Origin of the sequence: Bacteroides sp. 2_2_4, assembly GCF_000157055.1 — a bacterium.
In the GTDB taxonomy this organism is placed as follows: domain Bacteria; phylum Bacteroidota; class Bacteroidia; order Bacteroidales; family Bacteroidaceae; genus Bacteroides; species Bacteroides ovatus.
This window is the reverse complement of sequence record NZ_EQ973362.1, coordinates 119,657-145,129: the sequence shown is the minus strand read 5'-3', so window position 1 is coordinate 145,129 and position 25,473 is coordinate 119,657. Positions and strand designations below refer to the sequence as shown.

21 protein-coding genes, 2 tRNA genes and 1 pseudogene are annotated in these 25,473 nt (G+C 40.6%); 16 read left to right on the top strand and 8 right to left on the bottom strand.

Translation table 11 applies throughout. The annotated features are described in order from the left end of the window. Nucleotides 1-17: 17 nt before the first annotated feature. Complete coding sequence (locus BSCG_RS10445) at nucleotides 18-1,166, top strand: pyridoxal phosphate-dependent aminotransferase (protein ID WP_008776424.1); 1,149 nt, start codon at nucleotides 18-20, stop codon at nucleotides 1,164-1,166. Here the strand turns inward: BSCG_RS10445 and BSCG_RS10450 are convergent. From BSCG_RS10450 to ribD, 8 genes are all read right to left on the bottom strand, one after another. Continuing rightward, nucleotides 1,135-1,368, bottom strand: coding sequence for a DUF2007-related protein (locus BSCG_RS10450; protein ID WP_004313000.1), 234 nt, complete (start codon nucleotides 1,366-1,368; stop codon nucleotides 1,135-1,137). The genes BSCG_RS10445 and BSCG_RS10450 overlap by 32 nt on opposite strands. A 72-nt stretch (nucleotides 1,369-1,440) precedes the next feature. Further along, nucleotides 1,441-2,283, bottom strand: coding sequence for a glutamate racemase (murI, locus tag BSCG_RS10455; protein WP_008024472.1), 843 nt, complete (start codon nucleotides 2,281-2,283; stop codon nucleotides 1,441-1,443). Between the two features lie 108 nt (nucleotides 2,284-2,391). Beyond that, nucleotides 2,392-2,907, bottom strand: a complete 516-nt coding sequence (locus tag BSCG_RS10460; protein WP_004310501.1) for an OmpH family outer membrane protein — start codon at nucleotides 2,905-2,907, stop codon at nucleotides 2,392-2,394. Nucleotides 2,908-2,963: 56 nt separating this feature from the next. Further along, complete coding sequence (locus tag BSCG_RS10465) at nucleotides 2,964-3,479, bottom strand: OmpH family outer membrane protein (protein WP_008776422.1); 516 nt, start codon at nucleotides 3,477-3,479, stop codon at nucleotides 2,964-2,966. Between the two features lie 23 nt (nucleotides 3,480-3,502). Continuing rightward, nucleotides 3,503-6,157, bottom strand: a complete 2,655-nt coding sequence (gene bamA / locus BSCG_RS10470) for an outer membrane protein assembly factor BamA (protein ID WP_004313003.1) — start codon at nucleotides 6,155-6,157, stop codon at nucleotides 3,503-3,505. A 30-nt stretch (nucleotides 6,158-6,187) separates the two neighbouring features. Beyond that, nucleotides 6,188-6,922, bottom strand: a complete 735-nt coding sequence (locus BSCG_RS10475) for an isoprenyl transferase (RefSeq protein WP_004313004.1) — start codon at nucleotides 6,920-6,922, stop codon at nucleotides 6,188-6,190. A 25-nt stretch (nucleotides 6,923-6,947) separates the two neighbouring features. Continuing rightward, a complete protein-coding gene (locus BSCG_RS10480) occupies nucleotides 6,948-8,456 on the bottom strand; it encodes a DUF6242 domain-containing protein (RefSeq protein ID WP_008645183.1) in 1,509 nt (502 codons plus the stop codon). 142 nt (nucleotides 8,457-8,598) lie between these two features. Next, nucleotides 8,599-9,654: a bifunctional diaminohydroxyphosphoribosylaminopyrimidine deaminase/5-amino-6-(5-phosphoribosylamino)uracil reductase RibD gene (gene ribD, locus BSCG_RS10485; RefSeq protein WP_032849588.1), complete on the bottom strand. Its 1,056-nt coding sequence runs from the start codon at nucleotides 9,652-9,654 to the stop codon at nucleotides 8,599-8,601. Between the two features lie 36 nt (nucleotides 9,655-9,690). Here ribD and prmC point away from each other — a divergent pair. The 15 genes and pseudogenes from prmC (at nucleotide 9,691) to BSCG_RS10560 (ending at nucleotide 25,249) form a co-directional block, all read left to right on the top strand. Further along, nucleotides 9,691-10,526, top strand: a pseudogene (gene prmC / locus BSCG_RS10490) (peptide chain release factor N(5)-glutamine methyltransferase). Further along, a complete protein-coding gene (locus tag BSCG_RS10495) occupies nucleotides 10,523-11,005 on the top strand; it encodes a regulatory protein RecX (protein WP_004299786.1) in 483 nt (160 codons plus the stop codon). Before prmC ends, BSCG_RS10495 begins: the two are co-directional and overlap by 4 nt. 78 nt (nucleotides 11,006-11,083) lie before the next feature. Then, nucleotides 11,084-11,722: an orotate phosphoribosyltransferase gene (gene pyrE / locus BSCG_RS10500; RefSeq protein WP_004313008.1), complete on the top strand. Its 639-nt coding sequence runs from the start codon at nucleotides 11,084-11,086 to the stop codon at nucleotides 11,720-11,722. A 95-nt stretch (nucleotides 11,723-11,817) separates the two neighbouring features. Beyond that, on the top strand, nucleotides 11,818-12,228 hold the full coding sequence (locus tag BSCG_RS10505) for an SRPBCC family protein (protein ID WP_008024483.1): 411 nt from the start codon (nucleotides 11,818-11,820) through the stop codon (nucleotides 12,226-12,228). A 10-nt stretch (nucleotides 12,229-12,238) separates the two neighbouring features. Further along, nucleotides 12,239-13,579: an argininosuccinate lyase gene (gene argH, locus BSCG_RS10510; protein WP_004305025.1), complete on the top strand. Its 1,341-nt coding sequence runs from the start codon at nucleotides 12,239-12,241 to the stop codon at nucleotides 13,577-13,579. Between the two features lie 93 nt (nucleotides 13,580-13,672). After that, nucleotides 13,673-13,745, top strand: a tRNA-Gly gene (locus tag BSCG_RS10515). A 16-nt stretch (nucleotides 13,746-13,761) separates the two neighbouring features. Next, nucleotides 13,762-13,845 (top strand) — tRNA-Leu (locus BSCG_RS10520). A 281-nt stretch (nucleotides 13,846-14,126) separates the two neighbouring features. Then, nucleotides 14,127-14,714: an RNA polymerase sigma-70 factor gene (locus tag BSCG_RS10525; RefSeq protein ID WP_008776418.1), complete on the top strand. Its 588-nt coding sequence runs from the start codon at nucleotides 14,127-14,129 to the stop codon at nucleotides 14,712-14,714. A 26-nt stretch (nucleotides 14,715-14,740) separates the two neighbouring features. Continuing rightward, a complete protein-coding gene (locus BSCG_RS10530; protein ID WP_008776417.1) occupies nucleotides 14,741-15,727 on the top strand; it encodes a FecR family protein in 987 nt (328 codons plus the stop codon). A 161-nt stretch (nucleotides 15,728-15,888) separates the two neighbouring features. After that, nucleotides 15,889-19,212: a TonB-dependent receptor gene (locus tag BSCG_RS10535; RefSeq protein WP_008776416.1), complete on the top strand. Its 3,324-nt coding sequence runs from the start codon at nucleotides 15,889-15,891 to the stop codon at nucleotides 19,210-19,212. A gap of 15 nt (nucleotides 19,213-19,227) precedes the next feature. Then, a complete protein-coding gene (locus BSCG_RS10540) occupies nucleotides 19,228-20,868 on the top strand; it encodes a SusD/RagB family nutrient-binding outer membrane lipoprotein (RefSeq protein WP_032849587.1) in 1,641 nt (546 codons plus the stop codon). A 33-nt stretch (nucleotides 20,869-20,901) separates the two neighbouring features. Further along, nucleotides 20,902-22,023, top strand: coding sequence for a glycoside hydrolase family 18 (locus BSCG_RS10545; RefSeq protein ID WP_004310491.1), 1,122 nt, complete (start codon nucleotides 20,902-20,904; stop codon nucleotides 22,021-22,023). Nucleotides 22,024-22,055: 32 nt separating this feature from the next. Then, entirely contained in the window at nucleotides 22,056-23,198 is a 1,143-nt protein-coding gene (locus BSCG_RS10550) for a DUF1735 and LamG domain-containing protein (protein ID WP_008776414.1), read from the top strand. 445 nt (nucleotides 23,199-23,643) lie between these two features. After that, nucleotides 23,644-24,699 (top strand): virulence RhuM family protein, encoded by a 1,056-nt coding sequence (locus BSCG_RS10555; protein ID WP_008024497.1) that lies wholly within the window; start codon nucleotides 23,644-23,646, stop codon nucleotides 24,697-24,699. A gap of 28 nt (nucleotides 24,700-24,727) precedes the next feature. Continuing rightward, a complete protein-coding gene (locus BSCG_RS10560; protein ID WP_008024499.1) occupies nucleotides 24,728-25,249 on the top strand; it encodes an ORF6N domain-containing protein in 522 nt (173 codons plus the stop codon). Nucleotides 25,250-25,473 lie beyond the last annotated feature (224 nt).

Below are 25,473 nucleotides of genomic sequence, written 5' to 3'. Positions count from 1 at the left end.
TAGAGAAAAGATAAGCAATGAAACATACAAACCCACAAGTAGAACAGATGACCTCTTTCATCGTAATGGATGTGTTGGAGAGGGCGAACGAATTGCAAAAACAAGGCATTGATATTATTCATCTGGAAGTTGGCGAACCCGATTTTGATGTGCCGGCCTGTGTGGCGGAAGCGGCAAAAGCGGCTTATGATCGTCATCTGACTCATTATACACATTCTTTGGGTGATCCGGAACTGCGACGGGAAATTGCCGCTTTTTATCTGCGCGAATATGGGGTAACGGTAGATCCGGATTGTATTGTCGTGACTTCCGGGTCTTCTCCTTCTATTCTTCTTGCATTGATGTTGCTCTGCAATCCGGATAGTGAAGTGATTCTTTCCAATCCGGGGTACGCTTGCTATCGCAATTTTGTGTTGGCTACGCAAGCCAAACCTGTTTTGGTTCCTTTGTCTAAAGAATATCTGCAATACGACATAGAGGCTATCCGTAAGTGTGTGAATCCGCATACTGCAGCTATCTTTATCAATTCTCCGATGAATCCGACCGGAATGTTGTTGGATGAAAAATTCTTGAAGGACGTAGCTGCATTGGGAGTTCCTGTCATTTCAGATGAAATTTATCACGGCCTTGTGTATGAAGGGCGTGCGCACAGCATCCTTGAATATACGGATCAGGCTTTTGTCCTGAACGGATTCTCTAAACGTTTTGCGATGACGGGGCTTCGGTTGGGTTATTTGATCGCACCTAAATCTTGTATGCGATCTTTGCAAAAGTTACAGCAAAATCTGTTTATCTGTGCGTCCAGTGTTGCCCAGCAGGCGGGGATTGCCGCATTGCGGCAGGCTGAACCGGACGTGGAACGGATGAGGCAGGTTTATGATGAGCGTCGCCGATATATGATTGCCCGCCTTCGGGAAATGGGTTTTGAAATAAAAGTAGAACCTCAAGGGGCATTTTACATTTTTGCTGACGCACACAAATTTACTACCGACTCTTATCGTTTTGCATTCGATGTACTCGAACATGCACACGTCGGCATTACTCCCGGGGTGGATTTTGGTACGGGAGGCGAAGGATATGTACGTTTCTCCTATGCAAACTCATTGGAGAATATCCGCGAAGGGCTCGACCGCATCAGTCGTTATCTTTCTCGGCCCGGCTCCTGATAAGTGCGGTGGCCGCTTCGTATTGATCCTCGGTGACAAGAACGGATACGGAAGGAGCGATATAGGGTGCCAGTGTACCCATAATCCCATCTTTGATTACGCAACGGATGTCATTGCTTTCTAGTAGCCCTTTGATGATCTCGGCTTCCCATGGGGATCCGGAGAATACTTCTATTGCTTTGCTATAATCTTCTTCTTTCATGATCTTGCTTATTAGGGGTTATCTACAAATATAACAAAAAAGAGAGAGAATCGGTTACTTTTTTCTTAATTTTTATTCGAGCGTGATGTGTTTTACGCTAATCTGCTGTTTCAGGAAAGTAGAGGCCGATTCTGAAAACTTTTCTTCCGCTTCGGTCGTGTAAAACTGGCAGTTCCCATTCTTCGTGCATTTTGCATCCATTTCGGGATGTCTTTTCAGATAGTCTTTCAGACTTTCCGCAACATACTCGCCTTGCGCAATTACACTGATATGCTCCGGAATATATTGCCGAATTTTGGGTAGAAGTATGGGGAAATGAGTACATCCGAGAATGACGGTATCTATTTGAGGATCCTTCGATAGCAATTGGTTGATGTACTTCCGGATAAAATAGTCTGCTCCTTCGTCCTGTGATTCATTGTTTTCAACTAGTGATACCCACATCGGACAGGCTGTGCCGCTGACCTGGATTTCAGGAAACAACTTGTGTATTTCCAACGGATACGATTCGGATTTGATGGTGCCTGCTGTTGCCAGTACACCGATATGCTGGTTTTTGCTTATCTCTCCGACACACTCTACGGTAGGGCGGATGACTCCGAGCACACGGCGAGCCGGATCGATGCCTGGTAAATCATTCATCTGAATACTGCGCAAAGCTTTTGCGGAAGCTGTATTGCAAGCTAATATAACCAGGTGGCAGCCCATATCAAATAGTTTGTTGACTGCTTGCCGGGTAAATTCGTATACGACCTCAAAAGAACGTGTTCCGTAAGGAGCACGTGCATTATCTCCCAAATAGATATAATCATATTCCGGTAATACTTCTCTTATTTTGTCTAAGATGGTCAGACCTCCGTAACCGGAGTCAAATACTCCGATCGGGCCGGGCGTATTGGATAGATGTTGCTTCATGACACACTTGATTTATATACGCAAATGTACGCCAAAAAAAGGGAAAGAGAAAGAAGTTGATCCTTCTTTCTCTTTCCCTTTTGGTATTTCTTTATTCTTGCTCAGTTCCTATTTGATACCAAGATTTGCTTTTACCTTGCTAGTCAAGTTGATGCTCTGTGATTCGTTTACGTATGGAATCGAAGTTCTTGCCAGGTCGAAGATGTAGATTACCCCTTCAGCAGCGCCTACGGCTTTGATAGCATTGTCCAACTTCTGATAGATAGGAGCCATGGCATCATTTTGTGCTTTCGCCATTTGCTGTTGAGCATCTTGTTGGAATTGCTCTTGTCTTTGCATCATATCTTGCAATTCTTTTTGTCTTCTTTCAGCGATGTTGGGAGGAAGAGAATCCTTAGCGATAGCTTGTTGGAATTCCTGATATTTCTTGTTGAATTCTTCCTGCGTTCTCTGAAGTTCAGCAGTAAGTTGTTTTTCTAAAGTCTGAATGTCATTTTGAGCTTTGGTGAATTCGGGCATCACAGTGATGATTTCCTGTGCATTAATGTGGCCGAATTTCAGGTTCTGTGCAAATACACCCATTGGGAGTGCAAGCAACATTACAAGTGCAATTTTTTTTAACATAGTTCTATAATTTATTTGAATGATTTTTAGTTATTTCCAGCTGCAAATGTATGAAATTAATTTGAATATCCTAATTTTCTTAGGATTTCATCACTAATATCTATGCGTGGATTTGCAAATATTATACCTGTAGCAGAGGCTCTGTCGATAATCAAATCATATCCATGTTGCTGTGATATAGCTTTCACGGCTTCATAAATATCGTCCTGAATTGGAGTAATCAACTTGTCTCTCATCTTGGCTAATTCGCCTTCCGGACCGAAGTAGTTACGCTTCAACTCGGCTGCCGCTTTTTCTTTAGCTACGATTGCATCTTCTGTCTTTGTCTTTTGTGCGGCAGAAAGAGTGGAAGATTTTGCCTGGTAGTCCTGGAACATCTTCTGTGCTTCTTTTGCCAGGGCTTCTACTTCGCTCTGGTATTTCTTCGTAGCTTCTTGCATTTGCTCATTAGCGCTTTGAGCTGCCGGAATATTCTTCATGATATATTCCGTATCGATCAGTGCAAACTTCTGTGCATTTGCCGCCATGCTGACAGCAAACAGCATCATGATTAATAGAACAGACTTTCTCATAACGTTTAGTTTTTGATGATACATTAGAATTCTTGTCCTAAGATAAAGTGGAATTGACTTCCTCCGTATTGTTTAGAACCAAATACTTTATCGAAACCGTAACCCCAGTCAATACCCATCATACCAATCATCGGCAGGAAGATACGAACACCGACACCGGCAGAACGTTTCAACTCGAATGGATTGAATTTCTTGATATCGTGCCATGCGTTACCAGCTTCTAGGAAACCTAACACATAAATGTTAGTACTTGTTTCCAGCATCAACGGATATCTTAATTCAATGCCGAGGCGTGCGTAAGCATAACCTTCAGATCCGTATGGAGTTAATGAGCTGTTTTCGTAACCGCGCAAAGCGATACTTTCAGTTGCATAAGTTGAATAACCGGTCATACCGTCACCACCCACGTCGAATGTTCCGAACGGAGATTTTTTGTATTGGTTGTAGTGACCTAACAAACCGAATTCAGTACGTGTCATTAACACCAGACATTTCGGATGTGCAATCGGGTCCATCAACGGAGTATACGTTTTGCCTTTGAATTTCCATTTGTGGTATTCTATCCATTTATGAAGTTTATTCATGTTGTCCTGGGTAATGCTACCTGTTTCAGGGTTACTATAATATCCCTTATAGTCTTTACCGTCCATCAATGAGTAAGGCGGTGTAAGCTGAACTGACAATGAGAAATCTGAACCTGAACGGGGGAAGATCGGGTTGTCAATAGAGTTACGTGCCAAAGTCAATGAAATGCTAAGGTCATTACATTTTCCATTGGTTACCGGGAAGTATTGCCAGTCGCTCAAGTTGTAGCGTTGGTAAGCTAATTCGGCAGAAAGAGTGAAATAGTCATCCGGCCATTTCAGACGTTTACCCCAACCTACGGAAAGTCCCCACATCTTGATAGACTTGTCCGGGTCATAATAGTTTTCGTAGTTGTTATAGTTACCGTAATTGTACATACCATAACCACCGTAACCACTATACATGCTGTTGTAGTAGTTGTTGAAATAGCTGGAATTGTAGTAACGGCTACTGATGTCTGTTTGTACAGAGAAGAAAGCCGATACAGAGAATGAGTTCGGACGTTTACCGCCAAACCATGGATCGAAGAATGAAATACTGTATGATTGGTAGTATTTAGCATTCGTCTGTCCGCTGATGGTCAATGTCTGTCCGTCACCTTGCGGCAGGATACCACGGTAGTTTTCACCCGGGTGTAACAGGTTGGCTACGGAGAAGTTGGTAAACTTCAAACTCAACTTACCAATGATACCCGTTTGTCCCCAACCGGCAGAGAACTCTACCTGGTCGTTGGCTTTGGAAGTCAAAGGCAAGCCTATGTCAACAGTTCCGTTCATCGGATCCGGTTGAATATCCGGTTGCAGTTTTTCCGGGTCAAAGTGGCCCATTTGCTGGATTTCACGCAAAGAACGCATCAAGTCTTCTTTGCTGAACAGCTGTCCCGGGCGGATACGAAGTTCACGGCGAACGACGTTTTCATACAAACGGTCGTTACCACTGATCTTAATCTTATTGATAGTAGCCTGACGGCCTTCATAGATTCTCATTTCGAGGTCGATAGAGTCGCCTACGATATTTACTTCTACCGGATCAAGGTTGTAGAAGAGGTAACCGTTATTGTAATATAAGTTACCGATAGCATCGTCGTCTGTAGAAACACGCTCATTCAACAACTTCTGGTTGTATACATCGCCTTTCTTCATACGAAGCAGGAAGTTCAACTGTTCCGACGGATAAAGAGTATTACCTACCCATGTCACGTTACGAAGATAGTATTTCTGACCTTCGTCTATATCCAAATATACATCTACTGTCTTTTCATCATATTGTGAAACGCTGTCTTTAACGATCATTGCATCACGATATCCCAGCTCATTATACTTGTCGATGATAAGTTGTTTATCTGCTTCAAAGTTTTCCGGCACGAATTTCTTGGTGCGGAACAAGTTTAGAAGTTTACCTTTCTCATTGGTTTTCTTCATTACTTTTTTCAGCTTGGAAGCCTTGATTGCAGTGTTTCCTGCAATGGTGATTTTGTGTACTTTGATTTTCTCCTTTTTGTCTATATCAATATCCACAATCACCTGATTCTCGCTGGAAGGATCGTCTTTCTGTGCGATGATTACTTCGGCATTTTTGAATCCCTTGTCATCAAAATAACGTTTGATCAATGTTTTGGCACGGTCTACGGTATTCGGAGTAATCTGCATACCTTTTACCATTCCTAGCTTGGCCTCAAGGTCGGTACGTTCTGACTTTTTCACACCGTGGTAGCGTACATCTGCGATACGTGGGCGTTGTGTCAGACTGATTTTTAACCAGATTTTGTTGCCTTCTATTTTCTCGGCTGTGATTTGTACATTTGAGAACAAACCATGACGCCAATAACGTTTGATTGCTCCAGTGATTTCGTCACCCGGCACAGTAATTGTTTGTCCTACCGATAGTCCGGATAGTCCAATCAATACATAGTCTTCATAATTCTTTACGCCTTCGACTTTAATATCTGCTATCTCATACTTTTTGGGTGTTCCGGAGTATAAGATGACAGGTTTTGAGTCTTCATCAGTGTTAGCATTTTGCGCAACGCCTGTTGTCGCAAAGCAGCACAGGCAGACAAACGTTATGAATATAAAGGAAATACGATAATGCATTTATGTTATAATTTGATGTTTCGAGTTATATTAGCTGATCTGTTCACTGGTTTTGCCGAATCGGCGTTCCCTTTGTTGGTATTCCCAAATGGCTTTGTAGAGTTCTTCTTTGTCGAAGTCCGGCCAGAAGGTATCACAAAAATAAAGCTCCGAATAAGCACATTGCCATAAGAGATAATTGCTTAACCGGATTTCTCCTCCCGTGCGGATCAGTAAATCCGGGTCGGGCATAAAATTAGTATCCAGATGAGATGAGATACACTCATCGGTTATTTGCTCGGGAGATATTTCTCCCGTTTTTACCTGCGTTGCTATTTGCCGTACCGCTTCTGTTATTTCCCAACGGGATGAGTAACTAAGAGCTAGTACCATATACATTCCACTATTCTTGGATGTGCGTTCTATACATGACGTCAAACTTTTCTGAACTTCAACCGGTAACTTCTTGAAATCACCGATTACGTTGAAGCGAATATTGTTCTTCATCAGTGTCTCTTCTTCAATAGATTCTAGCAATAGATTCATCAAAGCCGCTATCTCGTCTTGCGGCCGATTCCAGTTCTCGGTTGAGAAGGTATAAAGTGTCAGGTACTTAATCCCCAGTCTGGCAGCATCTTCAGTAATATTCTGTACCGTTTCTGCGCCAGCACGGTGACCGTAAGTACGTTCTTCCCCTCGTTGTTTTGCCCATCGTCCGTTTCCATCCATAATGATGGCTACGTGTTGTGGTATCCGAGTTTTGTCTATTTGTTCTATATAGGACATCTTTTTATTTTAAACGTATACGTTTTTATTTCTTGGCATTTGCCAAATCAAACCATAGCTGATTAAGACGACCACGCCATACCTCTGAATCATGCTCATATGTGCGTGGTTCAGTTGTGGTTGCCTTTGTACTTTCTTCTTTCTCTACCTCTTCTTCAAAACTTGCACTTCCTTTACTAAAGATAATCCATAGATTTTGAGTGTCAGGATCTAGTACCATTGAATAGTTGGTTTTGCCTCTGAATTCAGGATCTACATCGGGATCTGGAGTTCCTCCTTTGCTCCAATCTCTATGGGGGAAAGAGAACTTAGGATTCGCCTTTTTCCAGAATAATCCTTGATTGGAAACATAAATAGAACTGAAGTCTTGACCAAATATGTATACTAAGTCATTATAATATATAATAGATGGTTGAGTGTATTTAGGGCAGTATGCAACAGAGGAAGTAGTTGAGAACTCAACCCATTTGTTTCCGTCATATGCCCATACAATGGTCGTTTCTAATTTACTGTCATCAGCCAAAGTCGCAGTTTCTGTATCTCCTACTAGAAGGACTGAATTAATATTTGTCGAAGACTTATATACTGTATAGGATATATTTTTAGTTGGAAATTTAGATGGCACTTTTCCTCCATTTTCAGCTTTATCCAAAGTCTCTTTTGGTACATCATTTGTTTGATAATAGAAATAGCGTTGGTTATCTGCTCCTTTCTTTATATAACAAATTCTGCTGACATCGTTATTAGTCAATGTGGCTAGTAGCAATTCCACTCCCTCGCCAAACATCGTTGATTCATTCCATTTTTCTCCATCTGCAGATTCATATACTTTACCATCACCATTGGAGGTGGCATATAACATGGTTCTGCTTCTGTTGAATTGGAAGGCAATGATAGAAGTCGGAAGTTTGCCTTTTGGTAATCCCTCTATTTCTTTATACTCCCAACTGCCAAAGTTTGTTAAAGAGTTTTTGTATGCATATAACTTTGTGCCAACTACAGAGTATGTGAGAACTTCACTTCCAAAAATAATAGATTTTTGTTCTCCTACAATTTGGTCATCTATTTTATTCATATATTTCCACCTTAACGAATCCGGATCATAGTCATGCACATTTACTTTGATCTTGTATTCCTTAGTTTGATTAGGAGATATACCCGCTAATGCTTCTGTTGACCATACTTTTATAATAAGTTCTTTCCGAAGATCGATTGAATCATTAATGTTTAAGACAGAATCGTTTCCGCTTTTGTCCTTCATCGTAACGACACCTGATGCCGTTGTTAATGTTTTGATTAAAATCTTGTCAATGATGGTATCGGCATGAACAGGAAGAGAGTCTTCGTTATAGATTTCACGTGATAATTGGTCAATAGTGAATTTATAACTCCCAAGGCCTGCTGTGTCAAGTGCAAACGCATGTATAGTTGCATCCGGGCTATATTCGATGTTATTATCGTCATCAAGACATGACGTTATAACAAATGACACCATGAAAAAACTCGCAATGAATGATAAAAACTTTATTTTCATTTGAAAGATTGTGTTTATTTACAAGTTGCAAAAATAGAAACATTTTTTCCGATAATGAACATTACAGGTAAGTTTTATATAAAATTATAGATAATAACACTGTTTTTATCGACGTAAAACCCCCTGAATAGAACTATCTTAGCTATAATCGACGAACATAATGCCAAATTTGTCTTTCGAAGTGTTCTTCTATCGAATAACTAAAATTATCGTCCATTTGAGGTGCTTTAACACCGGAGTGTAACCGGCTGGGGCACTTTTCGATATAGGCTTCATCCCATAGCTCATTATCAATGAATGATTGCAGCAATTGCCTGCCTCCTTCCACCAATAATGATTGTATCTTTCGTTGATACAATGCTTCCATGATCTGTTTCAATGGGTTATGGTTAAAGTTGATGGTGATATATGTGATGTTCTTTTTTTCTGGCTGTTCCTTTTCAGTAAAGATAAATGTAGGCACGTTGCCATCGAATATTTGTAAATCATTAGGGAGGGATAGCGTGCGATCTAACACAACGCGTATCGGGTTGTGCCCATACCAGTTGCGTACCGTAAGTGACGGATTATCCAATAAAGCAGTTCGCCTGCCTACCATAATCGCATCCGCCTCCGCTCTTTTTTTATGCACTAGCATGGAAGTAAGAGGAGAGGAGAGGACTACCGGTTTTCCGTCTGTACGTTCTATATCAATAAAGTGGTCGGCTGATTCTGCCCATTTCAGTGTAATGAAAGGACGGTGAAGCGTATTAAAAGTGATAAAACGGCGAATCAGCGATTTACATTCTTCCTCTAATACACCGACTGTCACTTCTCGTCCGGCATCCCGTAATTTCTGAATTCCCCGTCCCGCCACTTCTGAAAAAGGGTCTTGACAACCGATAACAATGCGTGGAATCTGCTTCTCTATAATAAGATCGGCACAAGGAGGCGTTTTCCCATAGTGGGAACAAGGCTCCAGACTGACATAAATCGTGGAACGTTTCAATAATGACTCATCTTTGACAGAACGGATCGCATTAACCTCCGCATGCGCCTCTCCACAGCGAATGTGGTAACCTTCGCCGATAATTCGCCCGTCACATACGATAACGGCCCCTACCATCGGGTTTGGAGATACGTTGCATAACCCATTCTTTGCAAGCTCAATGCAACGTCTCATGTATTTTTCTTCTTCCATTTTGGTGCTCTTCGCCATATTATTCTTACTTTTGCACTCCGAAATTGTGAAAATATGAATCGTATCACCGCTTACATTCGCCAATCTTTGCAGGAAATCTATCCACCGGAGGAGGTAAAAGCCCTTTCGATGCTGATTTGTTGCGACATGTTAGGTTTAGATGCGCTCGATATTTACATGGGCAAAGATAAATTTTATCCGAATGCAAACAGCGTGAATTAGAAAACATTATATTCCGTTTACAGAAAAATGAACCTATACAGTACATTCGTGGTATTGCGGAGTTTTGTGGAAGGAATTTTAAGGTTGCTTCCAGCGTGCTGATTCCCCGGCCGGAGACTGCGGAGCTTGTAGAACTAATAGTAGAGGAGAATCCGAATGCTCGTCGTCTATTAGATATAGGTACGGGAAGCGGATGCATTGCGATCTCTTTGGATAAAAAACTTCCGGATGCAGAAGTAGAAGCTTGGGATATTTCCGAAGAAGCATTAGCTATTGCTCGTAAAAACAATGACGCCTTGGAAGCTCGGGTGAGATTTCTACAAAGAGATGTTCTGGCCGATGACTGGGAAAAGATACCGTCTTTTGATGTTATTGTCAGCAATCCGCCTTATGTGACCGAAACGGAAAAGAACGAAATGGACGCTAATGTCCTTGATTGGGAACCGGGGCTGGCCCTGTTTGTTCCTGACGAGGATCCTTTACGGTTTTATAATCGTATTGCCCGTCTAGGAAGTGAATTACTCTTGCCGGGTGGGAAACTTTATTTTGAAATCAACCAGGCCTATGGCCGGGAGACAGCACACATACTTGAAATGAACCAATATCGTGATGTTCGTGTTATAAGAGACATATTTGGAAAAGATAGAATAGTTACAGCTAACCGATGAGTGCACAATTAACTGATGAAGAGGCTTTAAATCGCGTAGCCTCTTACTGCTCCACTGCCGAGCATTGTCGGGCAGAAATAAATGAGAAGTTACAACGTTGGGGAATTGCCTATGATACCATTGCGCGTATTCTTGACCGACTGGAATCAGAGAAGTTTATCGATGATGAACGTTTCTGCAGAGCTTTTGTGAATGACAAGTTCCGCTTTGCCAAGTGGGGGAAAATGAAAATAGCCCAAGGGCTTTATATGAAGAAGATCCCATCTGATGTGGCATGGCGTTATCTGAACGAGATTGATGAAGAAGAATACCTTTCTATTCTGCGTGACCTGCTGGCTTCCAAACGGAAAAGTATCCATGCAGCAGACGATTATGAATTGAATGGAAAGCTGATGCGATTCGCTATGAGTCGTGGTTTTGAACTGAAAGATATTAAGCGTTGTATCGACATTCCCGATGAAGAGGAACAAATTGACTGAAAAAATAAACGGATTCTTCTTTTTATTCTCGTTCAATTTCTGTACTTTTGCGGCAAATAATTAATAGTTAGTTTAGTTATGAAAAACTTAGAGAGACTATTTGCGGAGAAACTGTTGAAGATTAAAGCTATTAAACTTCAACCCGCTAACCCTTTTACATGGGCTTCTGGATGGAAATCCCCCTTTTACTGTGACAACCGTAAAACTCTGTCCTATCCTTCTCTTCGTAATTTTGTGAAGATTGAAATTACACGTCTGATATTGGAACGATTCGGACAGGTGGATGCGATTGCTGGTGTGGCTACAGGTGCTATCCCGCAGGGAGCTTTAGTGGCTGATGCATTGAATCTACCGTTCGTGTATGTTCGTTCTACCCCCAAAGATCATGGATTGGAGAACCTGATTGAAGGTGAACTTCGTCCGGGTATGAAAGTCGTAGTCGTCGAGGATTTGATTTCTACAGGTGGTAGTAGTTTGAAGGCTGTTGAAGCAATTCGTCGCGATGGTTGCGAAGTGATCGGTATGGTTGCAGCTTATACGTATGGATTCCCGGTAGCAGAAGAGGCATTCAAAAATGCGAAGGTGACTTTGGTAACGTTGACCAATTATGAAGCAGTGCTTGATGTTGCTCTTCGTACAGGTTATATTGAAAAAGAAGACATACAGACATTGAACGAATGGCGTAAAGACCCTGCTCATTGGGATGCTGGAAAATAAGATTCATTTTTTGATCAAACATATTTGGTAAAAAGAACTGTTCGGACAATATTTGGCCGGATTGTTCTTTTTTTGTTTTATACTAATAGAAGTTTATGAGTAATTTTGAGAGTAGTGTCAAGGTAATACCTTACAGCCAGGAGCGCGTATATAATAAACTTTCGGATTTAAGTAATCTGGAAGCAGTCAAAGACCGTTTGCCAAAAGATAAGGTGCAGGATTTGAGTTTTGATTCGGACACGTTGAGTTTTAGTGTTTCCCCTATTGGACAATTGACTTTGCAAATTGTAGAGCGCGATCCTTGTAAATGTATAAAGTTGGCAACAACTAACTCTCCTCTTCCCTTTAATATGTGGATTCAACTGGTTGAAACTGCAGAAGAAGAGTGTAAAGTGAAGGTTACTATCGGAATGGATCTTAATCCATTTATGAAAGCAATGGTGCAGAAACCTCTCCAGGAAGGTTTGGAGAAGATGGTTGATATGTTGGCAGTTATTGAATATTAAACTTTTTTTTATGGCACAGAAACTTTGGGAGAAGTCCGTACAGGTAAATAAGGATATCGAACGTTTCACGGTAGGTCGTGATCGTGAGATGGATCTTTATTTGGCCAAGCATGATGTGCTTGGTTCTATGGCTCATATTACGATGCTTGAAAGCATTGGGTTGTTGACAAAAGAAGAACTGGACCAGTTGCTGGTGGAATTGAAGAGTATTTATGCCTCGGCCGAAAAAGGTGAATTTGTGATAGAAGACGGGGTGGAAGATGTACATTCGCAGGTAGAATTGATGTTGACCCGTCGTTTGGGTGATATCGGAAAGAAAATACATAGTGGCCGTTCCAGAAATGATCAGGTTCTGTTGGACTTGAAACTTTTTACCCGTACGCAAATTAAAGAGGTTGCCGAGGCAGTAGAACAACTTTTTCATGTCTTGATCCGTCAGAGCGAACGATATAAAAACGTTTTGATGCCGGGATATACACACCTGCAGATTGCAATGCCTTCTTCTTTTGGCTTGTGGTTTGGTGCCTATGCCGAGAGTCTTATGGACGATATGCTGTTTTTGCAGGCAGCATTTAAAATGTGTAATCGTAATCCGTTAGGTTCAGCAGCTGGATATGGTTCGTCTTTTCCTTTGAACCGTACCATGACGACTGACTTATTAGGTTTTGATTCAATGAATTACAATGTTGTATATGCTCAAATGGGGCGTGGGAAGATGGAGCGCAATGTTGCTTTTGCATTGGCTACGATTGCCGGAACAATCTCCAAATTAGCTTTTGACGCCTGTATGTTTAACAGTCAAAACTTCGGTTTCGTCAAGTTGCCCGATGACTGCACCACAGGATCCAGCATTATGCCTCATAAGAAGAATCCTGATGTGTTTGAACTGACACGTGCTAAATGCAATAAATTGCAATCGCTTCCCCAACAGATTATGATGATTGCGAACAATCTGCCTTCCGGCTATTTTCGTGATTTGCAGATTATCAAAGAAGTTTTCCTTCCTGCTTTTCAGGAACTGAAAGACTGTTTGCAGATGACAACCTATATCATGAATGAAATAAAGGTAAATGAACATATTCTTGATGATGACAAATACCTTCTTATTTTTAGTGTGGAAGAGGTAAATCGTTTGGCACGTGAAGGTATGCCTTTCCGTGATGCATATAAAAAGGTAGGTTTGGATATTGAAGCAGGTAAATTCTCGCATACTAAAGAAGTACACCATACTCATGAAGGTAGTATTGGTAACCTTTGTAATGCAGAAATCTCCGCATTGATGCAGCAAGTGATTGATGGATTCAACTTTTGTGGAATGGAGAAAGCGGAGAAAGCACTGCTTGGAAGATAAAATAAACTTTCGGAGGATAGTTTTTTAAACTTTCCTCCGAAAAGATTTGGCAGAAACAAGTAAACTACTTATCTTTGCACCCGTTGAAAAAACGCGGAAATAGCTCAGTTGGTAGAGCATAACCTTGCCAAGGTTAGGGTCGCGAGTTCGAGTCTCGTTTTCCGCTCTTTCTTTGAAAGGATGCTCGAATGGTGGAATGGTAGACACGAAGGACTTAAAATCCTTTGGCCATTGCGGCTGTGCGGGTTCAAGTCCCGCTTCGAGTACGAGTATTCTTTATAAGGCTTCATGAATCATTGATTCATGAAGCCTTTTTATTTTTATGGGTGTATAATATACATTTTATTTATTTTCTGGAAAGCTCTATATGATAGCTGCTTGGAAGAAATAAACCAAAAAAGAGTTATAATATTTTTTTATTGTGTTATTAATCTTTTATTTTGCTTTTAGATTATGATTTAATGTATAATATTATATTGAATCATTCCTTAGACCTAAATATATGTAATATTTGATTTAACCGCTAACACTGAAAAATACTAGAGAGATGGAGAATAATGACAGGCAGATTGAATTAAAGTTTCAGAGGTTTTTCACTGTAAATTTTCCAAAGGTAAAGAACTTTGCTCAAATGCTGCTAAAATCGGAAGCGGATGCAGAAGATGTGGCTCAAGATGTTTTCTGTAAGCTCTGGTTGCAGCCTGAGTTGTGGCTGGATAATGATAAAGAACTAGACAATTATATTTTTATAATGACTAGAAATATAGTTCTGAATATCTTTAAACATCAACAGGTAGAACAGGAATATCAGTCGGAAGTTATAGAGAAGACTCTTCTTTATGAATTAACAGAAAAGGAAGAGATCTTGAATAACGTATATTATAAGGAGATGTTGATGATTATTCAACTCACCCTGGAGAAAATGCCGAAGCGTCGGAGGTTGATATTCGAACTTAGTCGTTTCAGGGGATTAAGTCATAAAGAAATAGCTGATAAACTCGATGTTTCTATCCGAACAATAGAGCATCAGGTTTATTTGGCATTGATCGAATTAAAGAAGGTACTCCTCTTTTTTATTTTTTTTCTTCTAATATTTTTAAGTAGTATGTATGTAGTAGTTGTATTTAGTGTATAAAGCCCAAAAAAGAAAGAAAAAGATTCATGAAAAATTATATTCAACAACTCGTAGAATTATTCGGCCATAATAGCTATTCAGCCGGAACACAGAAGAAAGTACAACAGTGGTTGGCTGACGAGGATCATGTTGATGAAAAGAATGAGGCTCTTCGTGAGCTATGGAAACAAGCCGGAGAGCAGAAAGTGCCTGATGGCATGCAACAATCAATACAACGAATGCGGCAGAATCTGGGAATGCAGTCTATCACTTCACGTAGAAATTACCAGTTGCTTATATGGAGAGCTGCAGCTATTTTCTTGTTAGCAGTCTCATCCGTTTCTATTTATTTGATGTTGGAAAAGGAACGGCCGGAAAAAGATTTAGTTGAATGCTATATACCGACAGCGGAAATTCGTGAACTTACATTACCGGATGGTACAAATGTCATGCTGAATTCGAAGAGTATACTACTATATCCGGAAAAATTTACAGGAGAGACTAGAAGCGTATATTTGATTGGTGAGGCCAACTTTAAAGTGAAACCGGATAAGAAGCATCCTTTCATTGTAAAGGCCAATGATTATCAAGTTACTGCTTTAGGTACTGAATTTAATGTAAATGCTTATCCGGAAAATAGCGAACTGATGGCTACTTTGCTGGAAGGTAGTGTGAAAGTTGAATTCAATAACTTGCTGTCCAATATTATTTTAAAGCCTAATGAACAGTTGGTATATGACAAACATACGAAAGCGCACAATCTGCGGATGCCTGAGATAGATGATGTGACAGCATGGCAACGTGGGGAATTGGTTTTTAGTAATATGTATCTGGAGGATATTTTTACAAGTCTTGAACGCAAATTTCCTTATGCTTTTGTATATAGCCTTCATAGCTTGAAAAAGAATACATATAGTTTCCGCTTCTCCAAACAGGCGAATCTGGAGGAAGTTATGAAGATTATATCGCAAGTTGTAGGAAATGTAAACTATGTTATCAAGGGAAATAAGTGCTATGTAACTAGTAAAGAATAAATATATTGTAGAACCTTTTAAATTTAATACGTAATGCAAAAAAATACCCGGAAGGAATGGCCGTTCCTCCCGGATATGAAATCAATCTCTTTTAATATTAGCGTAATATTGACGCTATTCTGAATGATCCTAGAATAATAACCAATTAACTAATACTAAAGATGCTACAAATCTACGAAAAAATAGCAGAAAAAATAGCTCATAAGCGGGTCTTTCTCACTTTTTTAAGTCTTATTCTTATACAGACTTTCGCTTTGGCTCAAAATGATAGTAAAATAACTATCCAGCAAAAGAACATCACTGTCATTGATGCCTTAAAAACTGTGGAAAAACAGTCTAAAAAGTCTATAAATTATAGTGATTCCGAATTAAAAGGAAAAGTAATAGCCCAGTTAAACTTGCGGAACGCATCCCTCGAAACCGCACTTGATACCATCTTAAAAGGGACGGGCTTTTCATTCCAGATTCAAGGTAACTACATCATAATAGCTGAAAAGAAGCCTGTAGTTGCACAAACCCTTAAAAATATCAAAGGAAAGGTTACTGATGAAAGCGGTGAACCGTTGATTGGAGTAAATATATCTGTGGATGGTAGTTCTACAGGTACGATTACCGATTTCGATGGTAACTTTACGATCAAGGCGGCAGAGAAATCTATTCTCAAAGTATCTTATATCGGATATGCTGCACAGATAATTCCTGTTTCCAAGAAAGATTTCTATCCGGTTGTAATGAAGCAGGATACAGAAGTGCTCGATGAAGTTGTTGTGACGGCATTGGGTATCAAACGTGCAGAAAAGGCGTTGTCTTACAATGTACAACAAGTCAAGGGAGATGCTCTGACTACGGTAAAAGATGCTAACTTCGTAAACTCGCTGAACGGTAAGATAGCCGGAGTGAGTATAAACAAAAGTGCTAGTGGAGTTGGTGGTGCGACACGTGTTGTAATGCGTGGTGCAAAATCTATTGAAGGTGATAATAATGCTTTGTATGTGGTGGACGGTATTCCTTTGTTCAATACCAATATGGGAAATACCGACAGTGGTATTATGGGTGAAGGTAAGGCCGGAACAGAAGGAATCGCCGACTTCAATCCCGAAGATATTGAAAGTCTTTCTGTTTTGAGTGGTCCTTCGGCTGCTGCGTTGTATGGTAGTAGTGCCGCTAACGGTGTAATTTTGATTACCACTAAAAAAGGAAAAGAAGGAAAACTTTCAGTGCAGTTCTCTTCTTCTTCAGAGTTCAGCAAAGCTTATATGACTCCTGAGTTTCAAAATACGTATGGTAACAAAAAAGATATGTATGAAAGCTGGGGTGAGAAACTGTTGACTCCTACAAGTTATGATCCTAAGAAGGATTTCTTTAATACCGGAACAAACTTTATTAATTCGGTTACGTTGACCACCGGTACGAAATCGAATCAGACTTTTGCTTCTGTTTCTTCTACCAATTCCAAAGGTATTGTGCCTAATAATGAATATGATCGTTTGAATTTCACAATCCGTAATACGGCAACTTTCCTTAATGATAAATTACAACTCGATTTAGGTGCGTCGTATGTGAAACAGAAAGACAAGAATATGGTATCGCAAGGACAATATTGGAATCCGGTGATGGCCGCCTATTTGTTCCCTCGTGGTGAAGACTTTGATGGAATTAAGTCATTCGAACATTTCGATGAAAGCCGTCAACTTCCGGTTCAGTATTGGCCGGTGGCAGATCCGGTATATGCTTCACAGAACCCTTACTGGACTGCTTATCGCAATGTAGCTACGAATGAAAAGAGTCGTTATATGTTCAACGTAGGGTTGACTTATAATATTACCGATTGGTTGAATGCGACAGCCCGTTTCAGAATGGATGACACACATGTATTGTTTGAACGCAAGATTTACGCTTCATCCGACGATAAATTTGCGGAAGGAAAGAAAGGACTGTATGGATACAATAACTATGAAGACCGTCAGGAATATGCCGACTTTATGTTGAACGTAAATAAACATATAGCTGATTTCAGTATTTCTGCCAATGCGGGTTGGAACTATTCTAACTATTGGGCATTGGAGAGAGGATACAAAGGGACATTATTGGGAGTGCCCAATAAATTTGCGGCTTCTAATATCGATCCGGCTAATGGTCGTATCTCAGAAAAGGGTGGTGATAGTCGTGTACGTAATCATGCTGTTTTTGCCAATTTGGAACTTGGTTGGAAGAGTATGCTTTATTTGACGCTGACCGGACGTAATGACTGGAATTCACGTTTGGTGAATACCGATGAAGAATCTTTCTTCTATCCCTCAATCGGTCTGTCCGGGATTATTTCCGAGATGGTCAAATTGCCCGAATTTATCTCTTACCTGAAAGTTCGTGGTTCGTATACGGAAGTCGGTGCGCCTGTATCCCGTTCGGGACTGACTCCGGGTACGGTAACTACCCCTATTGTGGGTGGTGCATTAGATCCTACCGGTATCTATCCGTTTACTGATTTCAAGGCAGAGCGTACAAAGTCATACGAATTTGGATTAAGTCTGAAGTTGTGGAATAAATTAAGTGCGGAGGTAACCTACTATCATTCTAATACATACAATCAGACCTTCTTGGGTGATCTTCCGGAATATACCGGATACAAGCAGATTTATTTGCAGGCCGGTAATGTGGAAAATCGTGGTTGGGAGGCTTCATTAAGCTATTCCGATCAGTTTAAGTTCGGATTAGGAATCTCTTCAACATTGACATTCTCTCGAAATATAAACGAGATTAAGGAGATGGTTGAAAACTATCATACGGATTTGATGGATGAACCGATTAATATTCCGGAGGTTTTGAAGGATGGTGGTCGTGTCATCTTGAAAGAAGGCGGAAGTATCCACGATATTTATGCCAACACCTTCTTGAAGAAAGACCACCTGGGATATGTTGAGGTAAAGAGCGACGGAACCTTTGGAATGGAAAAGGGGGAACCTGTTTATTTGGGAAAAACTTCTCCTGACTTTAATCTGGGATGGAGTAATATGTTGACATACAAAGGCTTTGGACTCGGATTCCAAATCAACGGACGTTTTGGTGGCGTGGTGACCTCTTCTACAGAGGCATTGCTTGATCGTTTCGGTGTGTCCAAACGTTCGGCTGAGGCTCGTGAAGCGGGAGGCGTATTGTTGAAGGGACAAGGTCTGGTAGATGCGAAGTCTTATTATCAGATGACAGGTACGGGAAATTATGAAACTTCCGGTTACTATGTATACAGTGCCACCAATATTCGTTTGCAAGAACTTACCTTTAGCTATACTATGCCTAATAAGTGGTTTGGTAACGTGTTGAAAGATGTTACAGTTTCGTTTATAGCCAACAATCCTTGGATGTTGTATTGCGAAGCTCCGTTCGATCCGGAACTGACTCCTTCCACTAGTACTTACGGACAAGGTAATGATTATTTTATGCAACCGAGTGTTCGTAGCTTTGGCTTCGGTATTAAATTTAAATTATAATACACCTTCTTTATTATGAGAAAAATGAATCATTTTAAACTATTAGCGGTGATATGCGCAATGACGCTATTTGCCTCATGCAATTTTGAAGAAATCAATACCAACCAATTTGAGATGAGCGACGGAGAAGGTGCGATGGATGGTTTTGAAGTCGGAGGGCTGATTACAGCTATGCAACGGACAGTGATTCCCGTAGGCACACAGGCTGATGATACAGATGTTATCAATGAATATCAAATAGCTTATCATCTGTCGGCCGATAATTGGAGTGGATTTTTTGGCGAGAACAACAGTAACGGTTGGAACGCAGGTAGTAACAATACTACTTATTATTTGTTGGACAATTGGATAAAAGCGACCTATACACAGTCTTATACCAATGCTCTTGATCCTTGGAAGAAATTGAAAATAGCGTCCGAGAAAAATGGTACGCCCGAAGTCTTTGCTTTGGCTCAAATTCTGAAGATTTCCGCTTGGCACAAGACACTTGAAAGTTTCGGTCCGATGCCTTATTCTCATGCGGCGGACGCTACAATGAACATTCCGTTCGATTCGGAGAAAGAGGTATATACGGCGATGTTTGAAGAATTGACCTCAGCCATTGAAGAATTAACAGAAAAGGCGGAAAATGGGGTGAATGTAATGGGTGCTTATGATGCGGTATATGCCGGAGATGCTACCAAATGGGTGAAATACGGCAATTCGCTGATGCTTCGTTTGGCTATGCGTGTCCGCTTCGCTGATGCGGAACTGGCGAAAAAGTATGCTACTCAAGCAGTGAATCATTCTATTGGCGTGATGACGGCTAAGGATGATGCGGCTCAAATGAGTCAAGGAGCGGGTATGACTTTCCGCAACAACATTGAATGGTTGGCAGGCAACTATAATGAAGCTCGTATGGGTTCTTCCATCTTTTCTTATCTGATGGGATATGAAGACCCGCGTTTGAGCGTTTATTTTTTGCCGATGGATGGTAATGCCTCTTATGGTGTTGAGGCTTTCGACGGAAAAACGTATCAAGCGGTGCCGGCAGGGCATGCCAATGCGCAGAATGACATCTACAAATCTTGCTCAAAGCCCAATATTCAAAGTGGAACTCCTACATATTGGCTGCGTGCATCGGAAGTTTATTTTTTGCGTGCGGAAGCAGCTTTAGTGTGGGAAGGTTTCGGCAGTGCGGATTCATGGTATAAACAGGGCATTGATATGTCTTTTCAGGAGAATGGTGTGACCGATCCTGTAGACGATTATATGAATTCCAATTTGTCACCTCGGGCATATGTTTTTTCCCATTATCAGTATGGGCAAACACTTTCTGCTCCGTGTGAGACTACTGCCAAGTTTGAAGGAACAACAGAGCAGAAGTTGGAAAAAATTATGATTCAGAAGTGGATTGCTTTGTTTCCTAACGGACAGGAAGCGTGGACGGAATGGAGAAGAACCGGTTATCCGAAGTTGAATGTCATTAAGACTTTGAAAGGAGCAGTGCAAGGCGCAACTCTTGAGGGCGGTATTCGCCGTATGATTTATCCCACCAGTTTTTCTCAGACTAACGAGGGAAAGGCTATTTATGAAGCAGCCTTGAAGTTGTTCAATAACGGTGCAGGTGGCGAAGATAAGTCTTCTACCCGTTTGTGGTGGGATTGTAAGAGATAACCTACATGTATCATTTTAATACAGATGAAGAATATGAAATCATTAAGAAAATTGTTATATATTATTCCATTGACAGGCATGATGGTAACTTCTTGCATGGATGTGGAGAATATTGAGATAGACCATATAGGCGGGTATGCCACAATGAACAATGCGGAGAGTGAGGCATATTATGCCAATCTGCGCGCCTATAAGGCGACTGCTTGGAATTACAATCGTCCCGTAGCTTTCGGATGGTATTCCAATTGGGCGCCTGCTGGAGCTTATCGAAGAGGATATCTCTCTGCTATGCCCGATAGTATGGATTTTGTTTCAATGTGGAGTGGCGCTCCAGGACGTTATGAAATCACTCCGGAGCAGAAGGCAGATAAAGAGTTTGTGCAAAAGGTGAAAGGAACGAAACTGTTGCAGGTAAGTCTGCTTTCTTATCTTGGTAAGGGTGCGACACCAAATTCGGTATACCTCGAAGTGGAAAAACAAGCGGAGGAAGAAGGCTGGTCGGCGGCTCAATTGGAAACGGCGAAGAAACAAGCCCGTTGGAAATATTGGGGATTTGAAGGTCAGTTTGAAAGTGAAAACCATTATGCATGTCTGGCGAAGTTTGCCAAAGCTCTGTGCGATTCTTTGTATGCAAACGAATGGGACGGTTATGATGTAGACTGGGAAATCGGTAGTGGTGTGTTTGATATGGATGGCACATTGAGTCAGAATAAGCATTTGATTCATTTGGTTAAAGAAATGAATAATTACATTGGCCCGAAAAGCGATCCGGAAGGTAAAGGACATAAAATGATCTGTATTGATGGAAATATTTATGGGCTTACCCATGAATTGGATGAGTATGTCGATTATTGGATTATACAAAGTTATGGTAGTTCCAATCCCGGTTTTGATGGTTATGGCGTTGATCCTAAGAAAATAATCTGCACAGAGAACTTTGAAAAGTATGCCACTAATGGAGGTCAATTGCTGAAGCAGGCAGCTGCTATGCCGCGAGAAGGTTATAAAGGTGGAGTAGGAGCTTATCGCTTCGATAATGATTATGACAATACGCCAAATTATAAATGGATGCGTCAGGCTATTCAAATCAATCAGCGGGTTTTCAATGAATGGAAAGCGAAACAAAACGAAGCGGAAAATAAACCGCAGGAATAAGTGGACTTATAAAATTCTAAAACAGTAAAAAGATGATGAATAAACATATATTCTATTATTTGATGGTAGGTAGTATGGCGTTATTGTTGGGCGCTTGCAACGACAGCATGAATGACCTGCTGGAGCCTAAGGTTTATTTCGAAAGCAAGGAATATAATTTCTCGGTGGAAGATGAAATGGATGTAATGACATTTGATCTGGTTTCAAGACTCTCGTCAGCAACCTCCTCTCAGGTAGACGTATCATATAGTGTAGCCGAACCAAGTGTAGTAGCCGAATACAATGCAAAGTATGGCACAAATTATGAGATGCTTGATGTTTCGCAGGTAAAGCTAAGCAGTACGACATCTTCTATTTCGAGTGGAAAATTGTATGCGGATAATGTAGAAGTCGAACTTTCCGGGTTAGAAGCCTTGAAAGCCGGGAACTCGTATGTTTTGCCTATGCGGGTGCATTCGTCTTCGGTGTCGACTCTTTCCGGAACAAACATTGCATATTTCTTTTTCTCCAAACCGTTGAAAATTACCAAAGCTGGTAACTTCAGTAATCACTATATTTCTGTGAAGTTCCCTGTCGGTACTTTCTTCTCGTCATTCACTTACGAAGCATTGATTAATGTGGATTATTTCCTCGATAATAATACGATTATGGGAACTGAAGGTGTGATGATCCTCCGTATCGGTGATGCGGGAGGAGGAATTACTCCTAAAGATTATTTGGAAGTGGCCGGAAGACAGAACTACCGTGTAACGAAACCGTTGTTAACAAATCGTTGGTATCATGTAGCGTTGACTTATGATCAACCGACAGGAAAAACAGGCATTTATGTAAATGGTGAGAAATGGGCTGGTTCAGATTGGGGGATTGACGGTTTTGATCCGAATTCGGATATGGGTTTTTATATTGGTAGAATCTATGGTTTTAAATGGGGTGAACGTCCATTCCATGGTAAAATGAGTGAAGTCCGTGTTTGGAGTGTAGCCCGTACGGAAAATCAACTTAAGCAGAATATGCTGGGTGTTGACCCTGCTTCAGAAGGCTTGGCACTTTATTATAAACTAGACGGATCGGAGACTCAGGAAGGTGGAGTTATCAAAGATGCCACAGGGCGTATAAACGGTACTACAAATGGAATTACTATTAAGACGTTGGATGCTCCGATAGCTATCAATTAATGGAACACACAAATTTGTGAGAGATTTTGCTCTTTGCATTTTTGAATATGAGTGAAAGCCTGCTTACTGAAAAGATAATATTCTTTGGGTAAGCAGGTTTCTTTTATTTATGTTTGTTTTATGAAGAAGTTACTATTTCCCCTGTTTATATCTTTTCCATCTAAATGTTTTTGCCAGTACCTTTATACATATAATTTATGCGGTTCATGTAAACCAATATGTAAACCGGAAAAATACGAATAAAATCTGTTGAATCCATAAAGCGAAGATATTACGGAGAAAGCTTTCTACTGTAATTATGATCTTTTTAGGGAACTTCTCAGATAATGATTGGCGCTGCTTCCAATGACATAAGATTACAGACGAAGGTGGAGATAAAATAGGAGATATTATCTTTGGCAGTTCGATATGTTCTAAGTACATTTGTTTCTGATAAAAGAAATGAATGTTCAAGATGAATATGGAAGAAAGTAATAACGGAAGCAAGAAACTGCAAATACGCAATAGTACGGCTGAATTTCTTATTTTTCAGATAGAGAATAAAGAAGAAGGCATTGAAGTGCTTTATCAGGACGAAACTTTGTGGCTGACGCAGAAGACGATGTCGATATTGTTCGATGTTGATATACGCACAATTAATGAACATTTGAAAAATATATATTCGCAAGGAGAAGTAGATAAGAATACAACTATCCGGAAAAACCGGATAGTTCAAAAAGAAGGTAATCGGAATATTTCTCGTGAAGTTTTTATTTATAGTCTTGATGCCATCATTTCAGTCGGCTATCGCGTCAACTCCGTGCGCGCCACTCAATTTCGGCAATGGTGTACATTTATACTTCGGCAGTTTGCCATTCGTGGATATGTCATTGATAAAAAGCGAATGGAGAACGGATCATTCATCAATGAAGATTACTTTGAACATTTGCTTGCTGAAATCCGGGAAATACGATTGAGTGAGCGACGTTTCTACCAAAAGCTAACAGATATTTATGCTACCAGCATAGACTATAACCTCAATGCCCCGACCACACGTTTGTTTTTCAAAAAAGTCCAGAACAAAATGCACTATGCAGTTCATGGACACACGGCGGCAGAACTTATTGTAGAGCGTGCCGATGCAGAGAAGGAACACATGGGACTAACTACCTGGGAGAAAGCTCCTAACGGAAAGATTGTAAAAACAGATGTGTCGATAGCAAAGAATTATTTGAAAGAAGAAGAACTGGAGTCAATGGGACGGTTGGTCAATGCTTTTCTGGATTTGGCAGAAGACCGGGCAAAGCGGCATATTCCTATGACAATGGAAGATTGGGCAAAACGTATAGATAAATTCTTGGATAGCGATGACCGCCCCATATTAAATGATTCAGGAAAGATGTCTGCCGAACAAGCGAAAGATTATGCAGAAACCGAATTTGAGAAATACCGTATCTTTCAGGACCGTGTGTTTCAGTCTGATTTCGACAAGTTGAATACAACTCGAAGTAATACAAAGTAAGATTTACGACATACGCGGGTAAAAGGTGATGTTAGACTTTGATTTGGCGGAAATGTACGGAATAGAAAACAGGGTGCTAAAACAAGCTGTTAGACGTAATTTAAAAAGGTTCGAAGGTGAGGACTTTATGTTTGAACTCACGAGGGACGAACTTTCAAGATCACAAATTGTGACCTTGAACAAAGGAAGAGGCAGCAATTTTAAATATATGCCTTTTGCTTTTACGGAACTAGGCGTAGCAATGCTTAGTAGTGTTCTAAACTCTGATACTGCTATTGGAATAAACAGGGGTATAATGCGTGCTTTCGTTGCGGTTCGTCAGTTACTGTTAAACCCGCCGACCGATCCAGTATATGAACTTCAAAACGAAGTCAAGGAACTAAAGGAGTACATAGAGGAAGTATTTGCAGACTATAACGACATCAATGACGACACTCGGACGCAGTTAGAATTAATAAATCAGACGTTAGCCGAATTGCAGGCGCAAAAGGCTTTAGCAGATAAGCCGCGTAATCCTATCGGCTTCGTTACTCCCAAGAAGAAAGAGTAAATAGGCGGTCCGGTTGTTCCGTTGGCTATTCGTTGGTTGCTCTATTGGTTACATGGAGAGTTGGATGCAAATACAACTATTTAGAAAAACTTAATAGCTCAACAGAAAGGTGGAAGACAAGTATCCTGGAAATTTGAATCTCATAATGATTTGTACCTGTTTTATTGTCATACTGTCAGGAATACATTCAAGTGAATGAATATCAACGTTCTATCACCTGACAA

Bases quoted from the DNA above. Each gene is read 5' to 3' on its own strand.
- BSCG_RS10445 (WP_008776424.1), top strand. From the start codon at position 18: ATGAAACATACAAACCCACAAGTAGAACAGATGACCTCTTTCATCGTA.
- BSCG_RS10450 (WP_004313000.1), bottom strand. From the start codon at position 1,368: ATGAAAGAAGAAGATTATAGCAAAGCAATAGAAGTATTCTCCGGATCC.
- murI (WP_008024472.1), bottom strand. From the start codon at position 2,283: ATGAAGCAACATCTATCCAATACGCCCGGCCCGATCGGAGTATTTGAC.
- BSCG_RS10460 (WP_004310501.1), bottom strand. From the start codon at position 2,907: ATGTTAAAAAAAATTGCACTTGTAATGTTGCTTGCACTCCCAATGGGT.
- BSCG_RS10465 (WP_008776422.1), bottom strand. From the start codon at position 3,479: ATGAGAAAGTCTGTTCTATTAATCATGATGCTGTTTGCTGTCAGCATG.
- bamA (WP_004313003.1), bottom strand. From the start codon at position 6,157: ATGCATTATCGTATTTCCTTTATATTCATAACGTTTGTCTGCCTGTGC.
- BSCG_RS10475 (WP_004313004.1), bottom strand. From the start codon at position 6,922: ATGTCCTATATAGAACAAATAGACAAAACTCGGATACCACAACACGTA.
- BSCG_RS10480 (WP_008645183.1), bottom strand. From the start codon at position 8,456: ATGAAAATAAAGTTTTTATCATTCATTGCGAGTTTTTTCATGGTGTCA.
- ribD (WP_032849588.1), bottom strand. From the start codon at position 9,654: ATGGCGAAGAGCACCAAAATGGAAGAAGAAAAATACATGAGACGTTGC.
- BSCG_RS10495 (WP_004299786.1), top strand. From the start codon at position 10,523: ATGAGTGCACAATTAACTGATGAAGAGGCTTTAAATCGCGTAGCCTCT.
- pyrE (WP_004313008.1), top strand. From the start codon at position 11,084: ATGAAAAACTTAGAGAGACTATTTGCGGAGAAACTGTTGAAGATTAAA.
- BSCG_RS10505 (WP_008024483.1), top strand. From the start codon at position 11,818: ATGAGTAATTTTGAGAGTAGTGTCAAGGTAATACCTTACAGCCAGGAG.
- argH (WP_004305025.1), top strand. From the start codon at position 12,239: ATGGCACAGAAACTTTGGGAGAAGTCCGTACAGGTAAATAAGGATATC.
- BSCG_RS10525 (WP_008776418.1), top strand. From the start codon at position 14,127: ATGGAGAATAATGACAGGCAGATTGAATTAAAGTTTCAGAGGTTTTTC.
- BSCG_RS10530 (WP_008776417.1), top strand. From the start codon at position 14,741: ATGAAAAATTATATTCAACAACTCGTAGAATTATTCGGCCATAATAGC.
- BSCG_RS10535 (WP_008776416.1), top strand. From the start codon at position 15,889: ATGCTACAAATCTACGAAAAAATAGCAGAAAAAATAGCTCATAAGCGG.
- BSCG_RS10540 (WP_032849587.1), top strand. From the start codon at position 19,228: ATGAGAAAAATGAATCATTTTAAACTATTAGCGGTGATATGCGCAATG.
- BSCG_RS10545 (WP_004310491.1), top strand. From the start codon at position 20,902: ATGAAATCATTAAGAAAATTGTTATATATTATTCCATTGACAGGCATG.
- BSCG_RS10550 (WP_008776414.1), top strand. From the start codon at position 22,056: ATGATGAATAAACATATATTCTATTATTTGATGGTAGGTAGTATGGCG.
- BSCG_RS10555 (WP_008024497.1), top strand. From the start codon at position 23,644: ATGTTCAAGATGAATATGGAAGAAAGTAATAACGGAAGCAAGAAACTG.
- BSCG_RS10560 (WP_008024499.1), top strand. From the start codon at position 24,728: ATGTTAGACTTTGATTTGGCGGAAATGTACGGAATAGAAAACAGGGTG.